Origin of the sequence: Sporosarcina sp. FA15 (genome assembly GCF_051550195.1) — a bacterium.
In the GTDB taxonomy this organism is placed as follows: domain Bacteria; phylum Bacillota; class Bacilli; order Bacillales_A; family Planococcaceae; genus Sporosarcina; species Sporosarcina psychrophila.
In genome coordinates this window covers 1,958,722-1,976,989 of sequence record NZ_CP188818.1, presented here as the reverse complement: position 1 = coordinate 1,976,989, position 18,268 = coordinate 1,958,722, and the positions used below count along the sequence as shown (strand labels likewise).

Annotated in this window: 17 protein-coding genes and 1 pseudogene; 9 read left to right on the top strand and 9 right to left on the bottom strand. The window is 36.4% G+C overall.

The features are described from left to right. Positions 1-105: 105 nt before the first annotated feature. The 3 genes from ACP8HG_RS09545 (at position 106) to ACP8HG_RS09535 (ending at position 3,337) form a co-directional block, all read left to right on the top strand. The gene (locus ACP8HG_RS09545) at positions 106-1,875 is read left to right on the top strand and encodes a hypothetical protein (protein ID WP_438298560.1); all 1,770 of its coding nucleotides are present in this window, start codon (positions 106-108) and stop codon (positions 1,873-1,875) included. Positions 1,876-1,880: 5 nt separating this feature from the next. After that, complete coding sequence (locus tag ACP8HG_RS09540) at positions 1,881-2,795, top strand: hypothetical protein (protein ID WP_438298559.1); 915 nt, start codon at positions 1,881-1,883, stop codon at positions 2,793-2,795. Positions 2,796-2,983: 188 nt separating this feature from the next. Next, positions 2,984-3,337 carry a hypothetical protein gene (locus ACP8HG_RS09535; RefSeq protein WP_187045313.1) on the top strand — a complete coding sequence of 118 codons (354 nt, stop codon included), beginning with the start codon at positions 2,984-2,986 and terminating at the stop codon, positions 3,335-3,337. Between the two features lie 299 nt (positions 3,338-3,636). Here the strand turns inward: ACP8HG_RS09535 and ACP8HG_RS09530 are convergent, their stop codons facing one another. The 3 genes from ACP8HG_RS09530 to ACP8HG_RS09520 all read right to left on the bottom strand — a co-directional run bounded on the left by ACP8HG_RS09530 (position 3,637) and on the right by ACP8HG_RS09520 (position 5,682). Next, complete coding sequence (locus ACP8HG_RS09530) at positions 3,637-4,092, bottom strand: YehR family lipoprotein (RefSeq protein WP_187045312.1); 456 nt, start codon at positions 4,090-4,092, stop codon at positions 3,637-3,639. Between the two features lie 221 nt (positions 4,093-4,313). Further along, a complete protein-coding gene (locus ACP8HG_RS09525) occupies positions 4,314-4,673 on the bottom strand; it encodes a hypothetical protein (RefSeq protein ID WP_354312530.1) in 360 nt (119 codons plus the stop codon). A gap of 220 nt (positions 4,674-4,893) precedes the next feature. Beyond that, positions 4,894-5,682, bottom strand: coding sequence for a helix-turn-helix domain-containing protein (locus ACP8HG_RS09520; protein WP_438298558.1), 789 nt, complete (start codon positions 5,680-5,682; stop codon positions 4,894-4,896). A 450-nt stretch (positions 5,683-6,132) separates the two neighbouring features. On the opposite strand from ACP8HG_RS09520, the gene ACP8HG_RS09515 reads away from it, so the two are divergent. Both ACP8HG_RS09515 and ACP8HG_RS09510 read left to right on the top strand, forming a co-directional pair. Next, positions 6,133-7,041, top strand: a complete 909-nt coding sequence (locus ACP8HG_RS09515; protein WP_438298557.1) for an NERD domain-containing protein — start codon at positions 6,133-6,135, stop codon at positions 7,039-7,041. Positions 7,042-7,341: 300 nt separating this feature from the next. Continuing rightward, on the top strand, positions 7,342-7,800 hold the full coding sequence (locus ACP8HG_RS09510) for an SRPBCC family protein (RefSeq protein ID WP_438298556.1): 459 nt from the start codon (positions 7,342-7,344) through the stop codon (positions 7,798-7,800). 178 nt (positions 7,801-7,978) lie between these two features. Here the strand turns inward: ACP8HG_RS09510 and ACP8HG_RS09505 are convergent, their stop codons facing one another. After that, positions 7,979-8,560, bottom strand: a complete 582-nt coding sequence (locus ACP8HG_RS09505; RefSeq protein WP_354312535.1) for a protein-L-isoaspartate(D-aspartate) O-methyltransferase — start codon at positions 8,558-8,560, stop codon at positions 7,979-7,981. A gap of 393 nt (positions 8,561-8,953) precedes the next feature. Here ACP8HG_RS09505 and ACP8HG_RS09500 point away from each other — a divergent pair, with 393 nt between their 5' ends. Beyond that, positions 8,954-9,325 carry a nuclear transport factor 2 family protein gene (locus tag ACP8HG_RS09500; RefSeq protein WP_067210937.1) on the top strand — a complete coding sequence of 124 codons (372 nt, stop codon included), beginning with the start codon at positions 8,954-8,956 and terminating at the stop codon, positions 9,323-9,325. 187 nt (positions 9,326-9,512) lie between these two features. Further along, positions 9,513-10,043, top strand: a complete 531-nt coding sequence (locus ACP8HG_RS09495; RefSeq protein WP_340767526.1) for a DUF1572 family protein — start codon at positions 9,513-9,515, stop codon at positions 10,041-10,043. 897 nt (positions 10,044-10,940) lie between these two features. On the opposite strand, the gene ACP8HG_RS09490 is transcribed toward ACP8HG_RS09495, so the two are convergent. The 3 genes from ACP8HG_RS09490 to ACP8HG_RS09480 all read right to left on the bottom strand — a co-directional run bounded on the left by ACP8HG_RS09490 (position 10,941) and on the right by ACP8HG_RS09480 (position 13,557). Beyond that, positions 10,941-11,639, bottom strand: a complete 699-nt coding sequence (locus tag ACP8HG_RS09490; RefSeq protein WP_438298555.1) for an ankyrin repeat domain-containing protein — start codon at positions 11,637-11,639, stop codon at positions 10,941-10,943. Between the two features lie 184 nt (positions 11,640-11,823). Then, positions 11,824-12,783: a hypothetical protein gene (locus tag ACP8HG_RS09485; protein ID WP_438298554.1), complete on the bottom strand. Its 960-nt coding sequence runs from the start codon at positions 12,781-12,783 to the stop codon at positions 11,824-11,826. Positions 12,784-13,017: 234 nt separating this feature from the next. Continuing rightward, on the bottom strand, positions 13,018-13,557 hold the full coding sequence (locus tag ACP8HG_RS09480; RefSeq protein ID WP_438298553.1) for a TetR/AcrR family transcriptional regulator: 540 nt from the start codon (positions 13,555-13,557) through the stop codon (positions 13,018-13,020). 109 nt (positions 13,558-13,666) lie between these two features. On the opposite strand from ACP8HG_RS09480, the gene ACP8HG_RS09475 reads away from it, so the two are divergent. Next, positions 13,667-14,689 carry an IS1595-like element ISSpps1 family transposase gene (locus tag ACP8HG_RS09475; RefSeq protein ID WP_067210926.1) on the top strand — a complete coding sequence of 341 codons (1,023 nt, stop codon included), beginning with the start codon at positions 13,667-13,669 and terminating at the stop codon, positions 14,687-14,689. Between the two features lie 157 nt (positions 14,690-14,846). Here ACP8HG_RS09475 and ACP8HG_RS09470 read toward each other — a convergent pair whose 3' ends face one another. Next, positions 14,847-15,863, bottom strand: coding sequence for a DUF2268 domain-containing protein (locus tag ACP8HG_RS09470; protein WP_438298552.1), 1,017 nt, complete (start codon positions 15,861-15,863; stop codon positions 14,847-14,849). 358 nt (positions 15,864-16,221) lie between these two features. Here ACP8HG_RS09470 and ACP8HG_RS09465 point away from each other — a divergent pair. Next, positions 16,222-17,609 (top strand): annotated as a pseudogene (locus tag ACP8HG_RS09465) (DHA2 family efflux MFS transporter permease subunit). Positions 17,610-17,712: 103 nt separating this feature from the next. On the opposite strand, the gene ACP8HG_RS09460 reads toward ACP8HG_RS09465, so the two are convergent. Then, positions 17,713-18,261: an ECF transporter S component gene (locus tag ACP8HG_RS09460; protein WP_067210922.1), complete on the bottom strand. Its 549-nt coding sequence runs from the start codon at positions 18,259-18,261 to the stop codon at positions 17,713-17,715. Positions 18,262-18,268: the final 7 nt, after the last annotated feature.

The window sequence follows — 18,268 nt, the reverse complement described above, 5'->3', positions numbered from 1 at the left end:
GGGTTCATTATATTTTTGAAGATTTGGGTAACTTTTATTTTTCGGTTTCAATTAATGCAACACTAGTTATATTGAGTATATAATTTTTATTAGGAGTTGGATTATATGTTATTTCAAACCTCTTTGAATAAACTTGTGAATATAGATCTTGACGGACTTCCTTTTTTTCGAAAATCGACAATATGTATGGAAATAATAATATATCAAGATAACAAGTGTTCGAAATTCTTATTTATTGAATCTTTAAGCAAAAAAGAAATGTTATTAATGAGTCATTGTTTGAAAAATGATGAAATCACACCTGTTAATATTAACGAAATAAATGGTGTTTATGAATATCTTTTATCGATAATTACAAAGCTAGACGAGGAAGATAAAGAGAAGTTTTCGGATATTTGTCAGTTACTAAATTCTATTATGGATGATATGCCACCATTGGATAATGGAAACAAAATTATTAACAATGGCCCACTATATATATTAGTATCAAAAGATATTAATAATGCTGAAAAATATTCTTATGAACTAGAGTTCATAAAAGGAGAATTTATACAACCCGAAAAATTCCATTCATTTAATTATAGAAATAATGATGTGGAAGGAACTATTGAAATAAGTGAAGAAAATCTGCATTTATCCAAAATGAGATTGCTTCAAGAGTTTAAAATTTATATTAATGATTCATTCCAAAAAAATCATATTTCTACAAATATATTGTTAGAAATGAGAAAGAAAAATAGTAACTTTATATTTAAATTTTCAAGTGCTATGTATTATTTAAAGACAGCAATCCAGCCCTTTATGGAATCAAGAATTAGAGAGCCACTAGAGTTACTTAACTTTATTTTAGCTAAAAGCTCAATTGATTACAGTATCGAAGGTTTTAAGGGAAGAAATCGAACTTTCCAATGTATAGTTCCCCTCAATAATTTGAAAGTCGCTAACAGTGTTGGACTTGGCAATGTTGAAATAGTTAATAAATCTTATATAACTGGAATAGATGATTTGAAGATGCACTTGGAGAAACAAAATGTTATTTTTGATTCTTATGCTAAAGTTTTAGTTGAAGGTCTTAATTTTTGGGAAGCCACAAATTTAGCTGTAAATCAAATTGAAAAAGCCATAGATTCAATTTATCATTTAAAAAATCATGATTCTTTATTCTTTGATAAACAAGTTGAAAATTTATCTTGGAATAGAAAAAACTATGGTCCTGTAGTAAGTTCAGATAAATTAATATTTATCCAAGATATTGTATCAAATGAATTTATGATAACCAGCCTTGATTTAATTAGACAACCAACGTTTTTGGACCTTGATAATCGGTTTGAAATATTATTAGAAAAGTTGGAGTGGTACGAAAAACTTCTAATAATGGATATGGAAGAAGAATCAAAATCGAATGTTAAAACACTTTTTATCGCATTAAGGTATTTAAGGAAAAGCTGGGACATTCCTAATTTGGAGGATAAACTAATATTTACTAGTATTGCGTTGGAGTTTTTACTTGAAGATGAAAAACCTCAGGAATTACTGGGGAGGACTTTGAGAAGACGTTTTGTTAATGAGGCAATGGAACAATTTAAAGAAATTTATTTAGAAGCGGATGCAGAACCAAAAGCTATTAAAGTAAAACAAATAATAGCAGGCTCTTTGTCAAACCCACCATTGATGGAAAACCTAAGACACTTGGTCGCAAGATTGTTAATACCTTTGACTGAAGTAGATATTGAGTACATCGAAACTATTAGAAGTCAACGAAATGATTTGGTTCATGGAAGATCAATCCCTGACATTGATTTAAAAAAGATAGAATATGTAAATACAATAATTGGTATTTTATTGTTTTTCAAGATGCAAGAAAGGGCGGAATAATAATAATGAACGTACCAGAATGTGCATATCAGGTAGGGAAAATATTCAAAAAAACAATAGTAGGAAAACGCTATTTGGAATTGTTGGAAACATTAAAAGAGGAGATTTCGGAAGATTCGTTAAGTGGTTTTATGAGTACTCTAAATGGATATCAGATTTCAGGATTTGGAAATCATTTTTTTAGTGTTGTTAATTCTTATGAATTGATGAAAGAGAACTTAGACAATGAATACTGGGGGAGAGTGGCTAGAGAAATCCTTGACAGTAAAACCATGGAAGAGCTCGTTGTGCTTAGCAGAAATTTAGGTGACAGTCTGGAAAAGTTAACTTTAGAGCTATTACAAAGTAAAATAGTGAAAACATTTGGAGATATAGATACCCCGCCTAAATTAAAAAGAATATTGCAGGACCTACAGGTGCAAATTCAAAGAACTGGTTTTATCGAATGGTGTATTTTGAATCAAAGCAACTTCCAAAACCATTTGAGCGTATATGAGAGTGAAAGAGGGAAATTACCATTTGATAAAAAAAATAAAGAACTCAGAAATAGATTGGCCTTAAACCAAGATGAAATAAACTTTTTGGAGAAACAAGAACTTTTGATAAGCATGATGAGTTTTACTAAACAGCTTATATTTGATACACATATAGAAAGCTTAAGCGATTTTAATATGGATTCAATTTATAGAATTCGTGTTAAAGATAATAAAGGATTGGGGCATGCTGTATTTAAAACAAACTCTTTTCGAGGGCAAGGAGAAAGTTTTATATTCAAGCTAATTGATTTAAATGAAGTGAAATTCGGAATTATTAATTCCACAACCACCTCTTTTAAGCAAGGTGATGAATATATCAATACAATAGTACAAGCAATTATTTTTCCAACTAATGACACGAACTTTTTCAGAGATAATAATTGAAGAAAAGAGTGATGGCTGCCTGTGCACCACACAATTCAAACACAATTACGTTTTTTTATCCATGAAAAGTCAAAAAGCCATTGCCTGTGCATGATACTATTCTGAATTGCGTTGATGTTGTACGGTGTAAAGTACACAGGCGGCATGTAAGAAGAAATATTGAAAAATAGATAGAGGAGTTGAGTGAGTTGGTTGATAAAGAAACCCAAGTACAGATTCTGCTTTATGGGAATGCATTAGTCTTTGCTTGTGAAACATTAGGTGTGAAAGATATGAGGACTCGTAAATATTCCGAAGTTTTTACAGTAAGTTATGAAGAAGTATATGAATATATTTCTATCCATGGCCTCCCACAAAGTGAGTCAACAAGCAAAGATACGCTAGTTGAAGGCTTCCATTATTTTAAGGAAGAAGGAAAATGGTATACCTTTTTTAAGGAAAGAGGCCATATCTCTTACGAAAAGAATTTTGATGATGAGGAGCTTGGAAAAAGATATATTGTCACTACCTTGCTGCAATTAAAAGGAACAGGTCTGTATTAAAGGGTAGTCTAACAGAAAAAACAGTTAGGAAGAGTGGTGCTACTATAGCGTTACTTTTCTTTTTTTCTAAGTGTCCTTTTACGAGTAGTTGTACTATAAAAAACGTAGATGCAGTTTACTGATGGAACATCTGCTGTTATGTGAAATTTTATAGTGAAAGGAAAAAAGTTTTACAGTCAAGACAGTGCAAGTAAAAGGTTGAGATGAAACGAGAAGTTTATAGTGTTTGAAATAGGTAGCATATATTTTTGAAAACATAAGGAAACGCACTGAAACATCCCAGTGCGTTGATTATTCATCTATTTAACTTCTGCAAAACCTTGGCTTTCTAGTAGTTCAACAGATTTTTTCATGCTAACGCCTTTTTCTTTAGGGTCTTCGCTAAAGGACATTCCCGGTAGGTTCTCGACATCTTCGAAATTGACGACCTCATAATCTATCGCTAAAGTTTCAACTGCTTTTGAATCATCATATTCTAGTTTATGCGTCAATCCATCGATATTTTGAAATTGTTCAATCATAGGAGCAAAAAGTTCTTTTGCTTCATCTTTTGATGCAAGACCAACTAAGTCATATTGAATAATATTTTCAGTTGTTTGCATGGTAACTTTATCTCCTTTAGCTGTGTAGATCATTGTGGTCATAATACCATCATGCTCTAACTCAAATGTTCTGGTTGCTTCCTTATCACCGCTACATGCTGTTAAAAATATAACGAGACCTACAATCGATATAATTCCTATTAATTTTTTCATTAGTCCACTCCTGTTAAATCATATTTCGACATTATAAATTTATGGAAACCATTATTAACCATACTACAATGTTGATAATTAAGAAAGATATTGAATTATCAACAAAGCAGAGAGCCAATTGACTAGCTATTTCGGGGTGTAATTTATGCAAAGCAAAGTAAATCAAAACTGAACGGCTAATAAATGATCGGGCTTTCCCTTTTTTAGAGCAATAGTCTAACCTAGATTGTACGACGTCCTAATTCCTTCTGGACCATTTTAAGCATGGCCAACCGGAGCTTGCGCTCGTAAGGGTCAGTCTCAGATTCCGGCTTGGCGAGATAATCCTCATTGTACTTGATTTCGAGGTAGAGGATGTCTGTTGTCTCCATGACGGTGTGGCGTTTGGACTTCTCCACCTCTGCCTCGATTTTTCCCGCCTCATACTCCGCAGGGTCTCGATGGGCAATCTCCGAAAGAATGACCATAATCGATCTGGTGTCCGGTGACTTTTCGTTGTTTAGCAGCGTTAGCTGTTCATACAACTTCTTGTTGGTGAACTTTTTGACCCTTGCTTCCCTGTACCTCATAAATAAATTCACAATTGCTCCCCTTCAGACCAAATTAACTTATTTTAACATTTAATAAGTGCTTTTTAAACTGAAATCCACTTGTATAATGCAAAATAGCGCGCGTTAGTGATGGTTGCCTGTGCACCACACAATTCAAACATAATTCTGAGTCGTTCTATCCATGAAACCTTCATGTTTGCTGAAATAAACATTAAAGTTTTTGCACCATACAATAACCCGCACAATCATTTCAGCGATAGAAAAATCCCTCAACTGGCACGTCATAATCCATAAAAGCCTCGCTGAATAAAGCCTTACCGATGAGTTCGCGCAAGACGCCTGAATAATAGCCGGGCAGATTCCGGATTTTTTTCTGTTTGGTTGTTTGAACCGCAATACGAAGGGCATGCATGGCCAATTGCTCGAAAAGCTCCCCCTTGTCTTCGTGAATGCTGAACTTTAGCATTTGCAGGGACTGTTTCCGGTAGACGCCGTAAAAATTGCGTGCTAATTTACTTTCTCCGATTGTTGAAGAAAGAAGAGATTTCATCTTGCCGAAAAGTGTAGTAGGCACAACTTCCGTAGGAGACGTTCTTTTAAGGTCTTTAGGTTTTATCGCTTTAGAAAGAAAAGCTTCGGTTTGTAGATTAGCGGGTTCAAACTTACTGCTAGAAGGTTTTTCGTCATTCTCTGGGGTGTTCAATTTCGACTGGTCATTAGTAGGTTTAATGACGTAAATGTTAGCGCCTAGACCGCTCATAACGGGGCGGATATAGTGAATGCGTTCGATGATTTCGAGCTTTACTAATTTGCGGATGGCGCGTCGAACAGTTGCATTTGATTTCTTGATAGCCTTTTCGATGGTTTCGTGTTTCAAGTGGGCAGCGCCGTATTTAACGGAGTAACGACGAATCATATCGAGAACAGCCCGCTCTGTTTGGTTCATATCGTTCCAGTGCGTAAGTACATGTTGTCTTGTTGCCGCGTCTAGATCGTGTTTGTTTGTGAAGTATGCGTATTCAGATAGGTAAGTTGTCATAAAGAATATCCCCTTTATTCTTTATATAGAAGAAAAGTGGGGGAAAGGGGACATCTTTGTGAAAAAAGTTTTTAATTCGGCAATTCGGAAAAACGACTATTGCTTTTATGATGGCTGTCTGTGAACCACACAATTCAAACATAATTCCGATTGTTGTAATAAACATGAAAGTTTCGTGCACCTAACAATAAAGTAGGGGGGGACTTCTGGGTGATGGACAAATTAAAGACTGTATCGTCCCATATTCCAAAAGGCATTGACGCTGAAATTACTTTTGAAGAACGTACCCGGAAACTGGACGAAGCGATTTGACTTGGGTATTCCTATGGTTGACACAGGTACTTATTTTTATGGAACTATTTTCATATTATATGGTATTGTTGTAATAGTCGGAAAAGTGGGCACGTTGACGTGTGTGCGACAACTGAGTGATGAACTTGGGGGGATATTATGAATGCAGACAATAGTATTATAACGGGATTTTATGAGGGCATTTTGATTACACTCAAGATGCTTATTACATCAACTGCATTTCCAGTTGTCGTCATATTCATGATCTTGTGGATTATACTGCAGCGGAAAATGCCGGTTATTAAAGGGAAGTATGGGGAGTGGGTTGTAAAGACTAAGCTTCGGAGATTAGGGGATGCATACACTGTCTTCCATGATGTTTATATTCCGAATGGTGAGCGGGGACTGACGCAAGTAGATCATATTGTGACCTCAGTGTATGGCGTGTTTGTCATCGAAACAAAACATTACAGCGGTTGGATTTTTGGTGATGAATTTAAACCCTATTGGACACAAGTTATTTATAAACGGAAAACAAAAATGTACAATCCAATCCGGCAAAATTATGGCCATGTTCAAGCTTTACTTACCTACATAGGACAAGAAGGAATGCAGGATGTCTGTTCCATCATCGCATTTTCATCTAACTCTACTTTTAAATTCAATAAGGGTTTCACCTCAGCACATGTCATACAGTTCCCTGATCTTCTAACGACAATCAGCCAGTACAAGGAGCAGCACATTAGTGAGGATACCGTGAAGGGGATCAATGAAAAGCTCGCGGAACTTTTGGCTCTATATAAAAATGACAGGAAACTATTCAAGGCTGAGCACATGCAATCGATTCGAAAAGCGAAAGATGCCAAGCAGACGGCACGTTCACATACAAGCCGTGCGAAAAAGATGTCCAAGACTGATGCCTCACTATTATATACTGCTTGTCCGAAGTGTAATGGGCAGTTGACCTTGAAGACAGGTAGATACGGAAAATTTTACGGTTGCAGTAATTATCCTGATTGTCGGAATACAGAAAGTGTGAATCTGGATCAGCATCGGCGGAGTGTTTGATTTTAGTATAATTAATCGAATGTGTGAATTGTTCGTCTTTTTTTGACACAGTGTACCTCTTTTAATGGCTGGGGGATGGATGTTTAGAACTACATATGAATGATTAAGGCCATGGTATTCAGAAATGGATGCTAGGGTTTTTGAAAATTTGTAATAGACGCTGGCACACCTGGTTAATTGCATAAAATGTAACCTGAAATCCGATACTAGCTATCATCGACGGGCTTCCTATTGAATTGTTATAAATACACTGCGCATAGGAACCGTCACAATATTGGTAGACCAGAAAAGGGTGACATCATGCCAATCATCAGACATGAAATTTCAATCCACGCTCCCATCCAAGTTTGTTTCGATCTTGCAAGAACTGTTGAAGTTCATGCGGGGAAAACGTTGCTGACGAAACAAATAGCTATTGAAGGAATTACGTTTGGATTGATGGAGCGTGGCGATTTCGTTACTTGGGAGACGACCCATTTAGGGATGAAACAGAAATTAACGTCTCAAGTCATTGAAATGGTGAAGCTGTACAGATTCACCGATTCCATGGTTCGTGGTGCCTTTCAATCTTTTACACATACACATGAATTCATTGAAAGGGTCACAGAAACGAGCATGATAGATACTTTCTCATATAAATCCCCTTTTGGCATTTTAGGAAAAGCAGCTAATCATTTGTTTTTGGAAAAGTATATGAGCCATTTTATTGCCCGCCATGCCCAAAAGGTAAAAAGAATTGCTGAAGCGACGAAATACTAATAGATATTAATTTTAGGTATCGATTCAGTAAATACAACTCAATTCAATTCAATACCTATGCGATTTTTCTTTACTTTTATTATTATTACTTTAACATTTGAATTGTTTGTCTTTTTGTCTTGCATAGGTACTTCTTTTGCGTTATATTTTTTAACCGATACGGAATAAGTGCTGTCACCTATTCATACTTTCCTTTCAATGGGACAAACCTCACTTCATCCAACACTGTGGTATGGATTTCTCCATCTTCATATTTTTCCAAGAGCAAGAGTTCCTGTAGGAGGGGTGTTCCTACTGGGATGATCATTTTCCCTCCGATACCTAGTTGGTCTATGAGTTCGCGTGGCACCTGGGTAGCAGCGGCGGTCACCATAATCCGGTTGTAAGGAGCGTGTTCTTCCCAACCGGTGCTACCGTCATCAAGCTTGAAATGGATGTTGGAGAAACCGGCCATTTCTAATCTTGCTTTTGCCCGTTCATGCAAGGCAGCAATTCGTTCGATTGAATAAACGGAGTTCGAGAAGGCGGCGAGTAGGGCGGTCTGGAAGCCGGAACCCGTTCCGATTTCCAGCACTTTTGAATAAGGCTGCAAATCGAGGGCCAATGTCATTTCGAGTACGAGGGAAGGCTGGGAAATGGTTTGTTCATGCCCAATCGGAATTGCTTCGTCCATATAGGCGAATTCCTTGTGCACATCCATGAAAAAGCTACGGTCCAGTTTTTGAAAATAGGTAATTATGTCTTGGTTTTGATTGGTCATTGTCCATGCTCCTTCGTTTAATAGTTACTAACATTGCACATTAATCATTACCGATAATGAGTATATGTAAACAACGGTAAGCGGACGGTACCTATAAATACATAGATCGAGGTGAAATATGAACATTTCGATGGATTATGGGCAACTTTATGGTTCTGGAATTAAACTAGGAAAATGGGAAGAAACGCACCCATCATTTACATGATTTTAGGTACGTTGTGCAAGAAGCTATCATGAATGTTTAAACTTTTATGATGTTTCTAAAGCGACTGACCGCATATTAAGTGGATTGCATGCGTACTTCAAAACAATTGGAAAAGGATATTTGGCTATTTTATAGAATACCAATAATATGCTGATCAAGAAGTGATATCAGGAAAGGATGTTAAAATCATGAAACCACATAAAGACCAAGCAGTGGACTTTCTACATCTTATCGTCTCTGGAAAGATTGACGAAGCCTATAAAAAATACGTAAGCCCAGATTTCCGCCATCATAATCCATATTTCCCGGGGGATGCGGATTCGCTTAAGCAAGCGATGGAAGAGAATGACGGTATCAGCCCAAACAAAACGCTCGAAGTGAAGCAGACGATTGAAGAGGGAGAAAACGTGATGGTTTATTCCCACATCAAACAGAAGGTGGAGGACCTAGGGGCAGCGGTTGTCCATATTTTCAGTTTTCATGAAGGCAAGATTGTTGAAATGTGGGATGTTGGCCAACCGGTGCCGGAAGATTCACCAAACGAGAATGGGATGTTTTGATGGCCTCGTTATTCAACATCCAGCCGGAAACCGCCTCTCGATATTGAACCTGTACTTGTTGGCGTAGGTGCTTTTTGGATTTATGCGTTTCTGGCTATTCAGCCTTAAGCAATGGTGAAAATATTCTCACACGTTATCATCGAATACATCAGCGAACTGATTTTTGGAACTAGAGGGGGAACACCATATGTCGATTGGAACAGAATATTTACGAGTTGTTCGAGAGCGGTTCATCGGGTTAAAGGGGCAAGGTGAAAAAACATTCGACCAGTTGAATGAGGATGATTTTCATTGGACGTCAAACGACGATTCAAACAGCATCGCGATTCTTATTCTGCATTTAAGTGGAAATATGGTTTCGAGGTGGACGGATTTTCTGACGACGGACGGTGAAAAGCCGGACCGTAATCGTGATGGGGAATTCGAAACGAAAAGATTGTTAAAAGCGCAGCTGATGGATCATTGGGAACATGGCTGGCGCGTTTTTTTTGATGCGCTGGAAAGCTTGCATGAGCAAGACTTGGAAAAGAATATTCATATTCGCGGGCAGGCACATTCCGTCATAGATGCGATTGAGCGGCAAATGGCGCATTATGCTATCCATATTGGACAAGTCATGTTCATTGGAAAACAGATTAAAGGAGAGCAGTGGAAGAGTCTAAGCATTCCGAAGGGCGAATCTGACGCGTACTTGGCAAGGATGCTGAAGGGGAAATGAAAGTATAGGCGGACTACTGAGATATGATGCCTTACAGAAATGCAGGGTGTTTTTCTCATGTTATTGCTGTGAGTAAATACAAATAGTTTATGAGTATCTATAATTAATGGAATAGTGTGATTGTATTCTTTGTAGTGTGAAAATAATGTCGGAGGGGTAAATGGTGTATAAGATTGTGACTCTTACAGTTGAAAGAAACAACCCAGAACTGTACATACCCACTTTTTAGAGTAATTACTTACAGATGAAGTTTGTAGGTTTAGTGAAAAGATTGGAAGATTGAGTCCAACCCAATTTGAGATGAAAAACATCCTTGAATGAAAGATTCTAAGATGAAACTACAAGAGAAAAAGCAATTGATAATGTTCTGGCACTACAAATAAGCTGCAACAGATAAAGAGTAACATCAATAACTTTGTTTATGAAATTACTATTGTAATGCTCGACCAGATAAATAATTTGAGAGTCACAGATGGTGAAATTGAAGATGTACTCAACATGGAAAAAGGTTGTAGGGTTGTTGGAGAGGTTCTTTACTACTTGAATCTTGACTGGACAAATAAAAACTTTAAATATGAACAAGATCATCTACATCCAGATAATAGGTTTAGCGAAGGGAAGCCAGTATCTGTTAGTATGGAAGATTGGAGAATCTGGCGAGGCCTACGTAATCGACTACCTAATCTACATTTCTGTTTTAACGGGGAAGGAACCGATGGACCCTGTTATAAAATGAATTTTAGCCCAGTGGTGGTACCTGTATATTGAGCTAAAAACAACAAACACCGCTAGAGTTATCCTAGCGGTGTTTGTTATATTAAGTAAATTGTGGTGATGAAATTATATCGTTAATAATATTTTTGCGATAAACATTAATGAGTAAATAAAAAAATACTGTTACATAGCACCACTATCTACTAATATTTGCTCAATCTCTTTAAACCCTTTTTTTCGTGCATGTTGTAGAGGGGTGACATTATTTTTATCAGGAATAGTTACATCTGCTCCGTTATCTATAAGTAATTGTACAGTTTCCTGTTGTACTTGGTTTCCATTATTTAAAATGATTGCTTCCATTAAGGCTGTCCAACCGAGATTAATTACATGATTAACATCAATATCAGTCGAAGTAAGAAGTTCCTTGATAACATCGAGATATCCATGTTCGGAGGCAGGGATGAGAGCAGTTCCTCCATATCGGTTGGTAATAGTGGGGTCAGCACCGGCCTCGATTGTTAACTTTAGAATGTCCAAGTACCCCTCTGCGCCAGCATACAAGAAAGGATTGTTTTTCATGTCATCTTGGATATTGACGTCTGCACCGGCTTTAATTAAGGTTTTTGCCGTGACGACGTCATTATTATACGTAGCTAACATAGTGGCAGTACGACTGTTTTCATCCTGTACGTTTATATTTGCCCCTTTAGTAATCAGTCTACTTACGCTATTTGTATCTTTAAGTTCAACCGCATTAAGTAATTCTAGGTTCAATGTATTTTCCTCCCTTTTCTGTTCGGTAGGTATACCTTTCCCACCTGTAACGCAACCTTGTAAAATAAGAATACTTCCAGCCAACATAATCAACCACTTCTTCATAAAGTGCTCCTTTTTTAATTTCAATTACCTGCACGTGGAGCTACTCAGATCATTCGCTACAATTACATAATAATAGAATGAAGATCGGACAAATTGGCGAATGTCTGGTTTTATTGTATGGTCATTCACGTGTGTTAATTATTTGTCTTTGTGTCAAGCACAGATGCCCTCCACTTACTTATTCTTATGAAGAACACCCACTACACGAGCTACAACTACTCCCGGAGTCAGAGCTCCCTCCATCCGAAGGTGCACTTGGCATAGCTCCGGCGTCTGTTCCCACTTCAAACGAATTCACATTGGTGACAATCTCGTTCCATTCTTCTTTATAATCGAAGTCGGTTGCAAAGCCTGGTGATCCGTCTGCGAAAGCACCGGTCACTTTTTTCTTCTTCACTTGAACTGTTTCATACTCATAAAAGGCGAATAGTGAGGCACCATACCAATAGCCGTCTTTTCGTTTAACACGCTTTCCATTTGACTTCATCACTTGTTGTCGTGCGAATTTGAGAAAGGTAGCCAATGTATGTGTCGAGGCGGCATCGGATGAGTGACGCCCAAACGACTCAATGATTCCTTTTGGATCATTCACTATAAGCTCTATCCATTTTGCATGTTCTTTCTTTTTTTGCGCGAATTTCCCCCATAGATGCGAGCGGGAAGTAACGTTGAAAAAAGAAAGATATAACACGTCGAACCAAGCGCGTTCATTTGGAAGAAGTGTTGGTGTTTCATGAGGGTGATGTTCAATCTGTTCACCAATGAAATCTAAACAGAATTGATTATACAGCTGCTCTTCTTCTAAAAAGAAGTGCCAAATATCGTCTACCTTTTTGGAAAACATCGGAAGTCTTTTTGAGATACCTGCTAACAAAAGAAATTTCTTTAGTTCATACCACTGTTCTCGCAGTTCGGCATCTGTTAGCGTACGATTTCTATTCTTTACACGCACATTTACAGTTTTCTCAATCTTCCTTGACCAGGCGCGATTGAATTGTCTGAAAAGTTGTTTGGTCTCTTTGTCTGCCCATGGCGGAGCAGTCAATTTCTTTGAATAGGAATATGGTTGACCCTTCATTATCAAAAAAAGGTTTGGACATACAAATACAAGAAAAACTCCTACAAATATCAAGTATGGTTCCATTTACTTTTCCCCCTTACGTAATGCTGATCTATTGTGTAAGAAGTGATTATAGAGTATTTAGATTTATAGTAATTTTACCATAAAATGCATTTGTTTGTTTATTCGGGTGTGTTAATTGTTGGTCTTTGTAACTGACACAGGTACCATGGCAAGTTGCTATCAAGAATCTAAATCAATGCCAAAACGTTGTGCAATCAATGTTTTGGCATTTCATATTTTTAATAGATAATAAAATTAAGATTGATTCATGAGATTAATTTGCTCTGCGATATACGCTGAATCCAGGTATAGGCCATCTTTTAACCACCATATAATGACACCAATAATAGAGGCAGCTTTAATATCTGTATCTACAATGATTTTTCTTCCACTAATTTTAGATTGATTTCTGCGGGTTACTATTAAATCTTTCATCAACAAAAGTAAATGTTTTTCAACTTGTTCAAACTGTACTAAAGCAAGTATGTAACTTCTTTGATCAAGAAGATAATCCAATAGCTGTATTAAGTGCTCTTTTCGATTCCTACCAAAAATGGAAGTTAAGTTTTCTATTTTGTCAGTTAGCACTTGTAAAATATCACTTACCAAATGTTCCTTCAACTCATTGATATTTTGATAGTGTAAATAAAAGGTGGTCCGGTTCAAATTCGCTCTCTTTGTTAATTTTTGGATAGAAATTTGGTGTAGTAAGTGACCTTCTTGTAAAAGTGTTAGTAGGGCTTCCTTAAGCATTTCCTGTGTACGTATGGGACGAGAACCTTCTTTAAAAGTCATTTAAATTATTCCTTTTTTATAGGCTATGTTAAAGTTAGTGGTTGATTTTGAATAAATTGTCCTCTTTTGTAATATTCTGACTGTATATCTTACAAAAGGGGCAATTTAAATGACTTTAACAAACATAATAAGTAATATTTCTTCTCTAAATGATAAGGACAAAGAATACATTTTACATTATCTAACTCGTCATTTCTCGCCCTCATCCTCACAACAAGGTGCTTTAATTGGTGAATTGAGAGAAAGGAAGTTTTCACACGGTTTTCATTGCCGGCATTGTGGAAGTACATCAGTGGTTCGTTACGGGAAGCGAGACGGTCGCCAACGTTATAAGTGCAAAGACTGTCATAAATTAAGTTGTGATTTAACCAATTCCCCTATGTATCGTTCGAAAAAGGCACACAAATGGATTCCATTTATTGAATGTATGTTGAATGGTCAATCACTTCGTGAAACAGCTTCTCAAATTGGCATCACTCATGTAACTGCTTTTTACTGGAGGCATAAAGTGTTGTCTGCTCTTGCAAAAGAAAGTATCGGTATATTTGAAGGAATAGTAGAGGTAGATGAAACATACTTCTTAGAAAGTTATAAAGGACGAAGAGTTATTCCGAATCGCAAACCAAGAAAACGTGGCGGTTCTGCTACCAAAAGAGGTATTTCTAATGAACAAGTCTGTGTATTAGTAGCTAGAGACCGAAACAAAACAACCCTTTCAAAACGAGTCGGTTCAGGTAGAATTCTAATGGAACAAATTGATAACGCCCTTACATCGCATTTTAAGAATGATACGGTGCTTATTTCCGATGCTCACAATTCTTACAAATCTTACACATCTACTAACGATGTGGAACACATCATCATAAACGCTAGTAAGAAAGAATATGTAAAGAAGGGCATATACCACCTCAATAATATTAATAATTACCATTCCCGTTTAAAGAAATGGATAAGTCGCTTCAATGGTGTTTCTACGAAGTATTTACAACTGTATTTAGTGTGGTTTCAATTCCTCGACAATAGAAAAATGGAAAGTGATTTGAGCAAGAAAAAGCAAATGCTTATCTTGGCAAGTGTTCATGGAACTTGGGAAACCGCAGATAAGTTGAGACTGAGAAACTTTGCATTCTAAATGGAATGATAAAGCACATAAAAAAGAGCCTGAAAAATATATCCAAACTCTCGGTATTTTGGTGTCTGTTTTTTTGCTAAAGCCTCGACAGTTGAATCAGGATTGTTAATCCATATAGTAAAAATTATCATATCAATGATTTGGCTTCGGATTTTTATTAAAATATTTTATCTTTATATTTACTTTTACTGACTATTTCCTCTGCATTCGTTTTTGTCCATTCCAATATTGAACTATCTGGGTTGTTTTCAATGAAGCTTTCATTGATTTGATAACCTATTTTGTAATTCGACCATAGTGGAATATCTTTAGCTGGGTAACCATAAACAAACCGATTGTAAATTTTATAATCAGTAGAATTACCATTTATACGTAATTCATCTAAAACCCTAGCTGCTACATCCTCTGGTAGAGTTTGTATCCACGGAGGACTTATCTCAGGATAGAGAGTAGTAGCAAAAGAATCTGCTTTCCCTTCTGTAATTATTGAATCTAATACGCTATTTACACTTTGTTCGCCGTTTAAAGTCATATTGACGGTATGGTGATATTCGTGAGCCATGGCATATTTAATAACTTCTTTTGATGCAGTAGGGTCAATCATTAGTAAAACGTTATCACCAAAATAAGCAAAGCCTCCCACTCCATTCAGACTATACGTCGTCCACCCGTTTTCAGGATTAACTGGAAATAGATAAATTGATGTATTTGAACCCGATGATAATAGCCCAGCTGATTCCAATATTGCTTCTTCAATCCATTGATTGATTTTTTCTTGTTTTTTAAGTAGCTCATTTGTATTTTTTTTCAGTTGTTCTACTTGAGAAGTTGGTCTAAGAGGGTCATTCTTTGTTACTCCTAACTGTAAATAATGAAGAGAGGATTTATCTTTAAATGGTTCCAAAACATGCTCTGTATAGATAGCATTTTTATCAAGTTCAGGTTTCTCACTAATTATTCTTGCGTATTCCAACACTTCATCAAAAAATGATATAATCTTAAATTCCTGTCCTTTATATGAAAAATAGTAAGTGGTTTCAATAGGAGTATTGTCATCATCCACTTTTTCATGTTCCTCTTCTTGTATTCCTTTGTTTTGTTCTTTAACTTCTGTACAACCAGATATAAAAATAACCATTAACAACAAAATTGAAAAGTTTATCAAACGTCTCATTCTAATCCCCCATGTCCTTTTTTAGATAGATGTAGAAAAGGAAGGTTTTTTTATTTATATACATGAAACTCTTCTTTCACTAAACCGCTCCGTTAGTGGCAATACTTTTATTCACAATCTTTAGATTTATTTTAACATAAATATCCAATTGAGGTTAAACATTTTTTAATTATGTGAAGTGTGTTCTTCATTCCGTTTTAAGATTAATCAACCCTTCCCTTTAACATAGCCTTTTTATATTTAATTTTCTGCTAATCGACAAAAATGACCTGATTGTATATGGGTTTTTTTCTTCTTCTGCTATGCTGTTTTTTAGACAATTCGTCGATAACAGGTACTATATGGGGAGGGATTTTATATGCAAAATGAAATATCGAGTAGAACTAAAAAATTGCTACTTATCATCATGATAACAGGAACCTTTTTTTCTACATTAAATCAAACATTGTTAAACGTTGCATTTAGTGATTTAATGGTTGTTTTTGATGTGAATGCTGCAACGATTCAATGGTTAGCCACAGGCTTTATGCTTGTAAACGGTGTGTTAGTACCCATTACAGCTTACTTAATGAAACGTTTTTCAACACGTCAGTTATTTATCAGCTCATTGTTATTTTACTAATCGGCTCTATTGTCGCAGCATGTGCGAATAATTTTGGTGTACTATTAACAGGTAGAATGGTTCAAGCTGTGGGTGCTGGTATTATCATTCCGTTAATGATGACTGTCATTGTATATTTATACCCTCCGGAAAAACGTGGCACAATTATGGGGAATGTTGGCTTCGCCATTATTTTTGCACCAGCAATTGCACCAACAATAGCAGGATTTATTTTAGAGTATTTATCTTGGCGATGGTTATTTATCATCATGATTCCTTTCGTAACATTGATTATTATTATAGCAAGTAAGTATTTAGTTAATGTTGCTGAAACGTCGTCAAAAGAAAAGCTCGACATAGTCAGTGTGATTTACTCAACTGTTGGCTTTGGATTCGTTCTATTTGGCTTTAGCAGTGCAGGCAGCCGAGGGTGGGATGATTTAATCGTTATTACATCAATTGTCGGAGGTTTGCTTGTAACGATATTGTTCTGTCATCGACAAATAAAGGCTACTGAACCTTTATTGAATTTAAATGTCTTCAAATTTAAAATATTTACGATGACGACAGTAGTTAATATTGCGATTACAATTTTAATGTATGCCGATTTAATATTACTGCCGATTTATTTGCAGGATGGACGAGGGTTTACAGCACTTGAAGCAGGATTGTTATTATTTCCGGGAGCTATTATCAATGCAACGCATTCCCCAGTAGCAGGTAAGCTATTCGATAAATATGGGGCAAAACCTTTATTCATTTTAGGAACGGGTTTAATTGCGATATCGATGTATGCAGTTATTGAATTATCTCCAGAAACAACAACAGCATATATTTTAGTTCGTACAATTTTATTACGTATTGGTTTGGCGTTTATTACGATGCCGTTAAACACAGCTGCTTTAAATGCATTACCAAGAGAATTAGCCTCTCATGGATCGGCGATTAATAACACAATTCGCCAACTAGCTGGAGCAATTGGTACAGCAGTTATCATGACGATTTATTCTATTCAATTATTGAATGTTTCTTTAGAATCTACGACAGGTTATAGTAGTGCGGCGAGTAACACGTACTTCTATATGTTTGTTATCTCTATAATAGTGTTCATTATCACATGGTTCACGCCGAAAAAGACAAGTTAAAGTGAATTTTAGGTACCTGTTTTGAATTGTATTTTAGAAAAATAGAAGCACGCCATCTATGCTGTCAGCAAAACAGCGAGATGGCGTGCTTCTGTTGTACGTTTTAAAATTTCTTTTTGAAGTACGGTGTTTTTTTCAGTGCGATACATACTGGAATCGCGATAAGTAAACCTACAACGTTTTGGATGATGTCTCCAGGAATTGATGCCATAGGAGCAATCCAGCTTTTGAACATAATCGCTTGCCCGATATAGTACACTGCAATCATCACGGGCATTGAAACAACTGCTCCCAAAATGTTTAACCCCATATTGTCGCCTCTATGGCCATTAGACCAAGCGATTTTCCCGACAATTAAGCCTTGTAATGCGCGGGAGATAATTGTCGTTGGTGCCCAAATTGCCCAGCCACCTAAGATATCGAATAAGCCCATTCCGATTGCTCCAGCAAGTGCCCCTTTTTTAGGACCGAATAAAATCGCTGCCATGAAAAGCATAGATGTCCCTAAGTGAATCAGTCCACCTTGCCCGAATGGTAACTTAATATTAATCAATGTTGCGGTGAAAATAAGTGCTGCTAAAATTGCGGTAATGACTAAATCAAATGTTTTCGTTCGTGGTTTTATATAGGCTTGTTTTTGTATATTTTGCATCTGCATC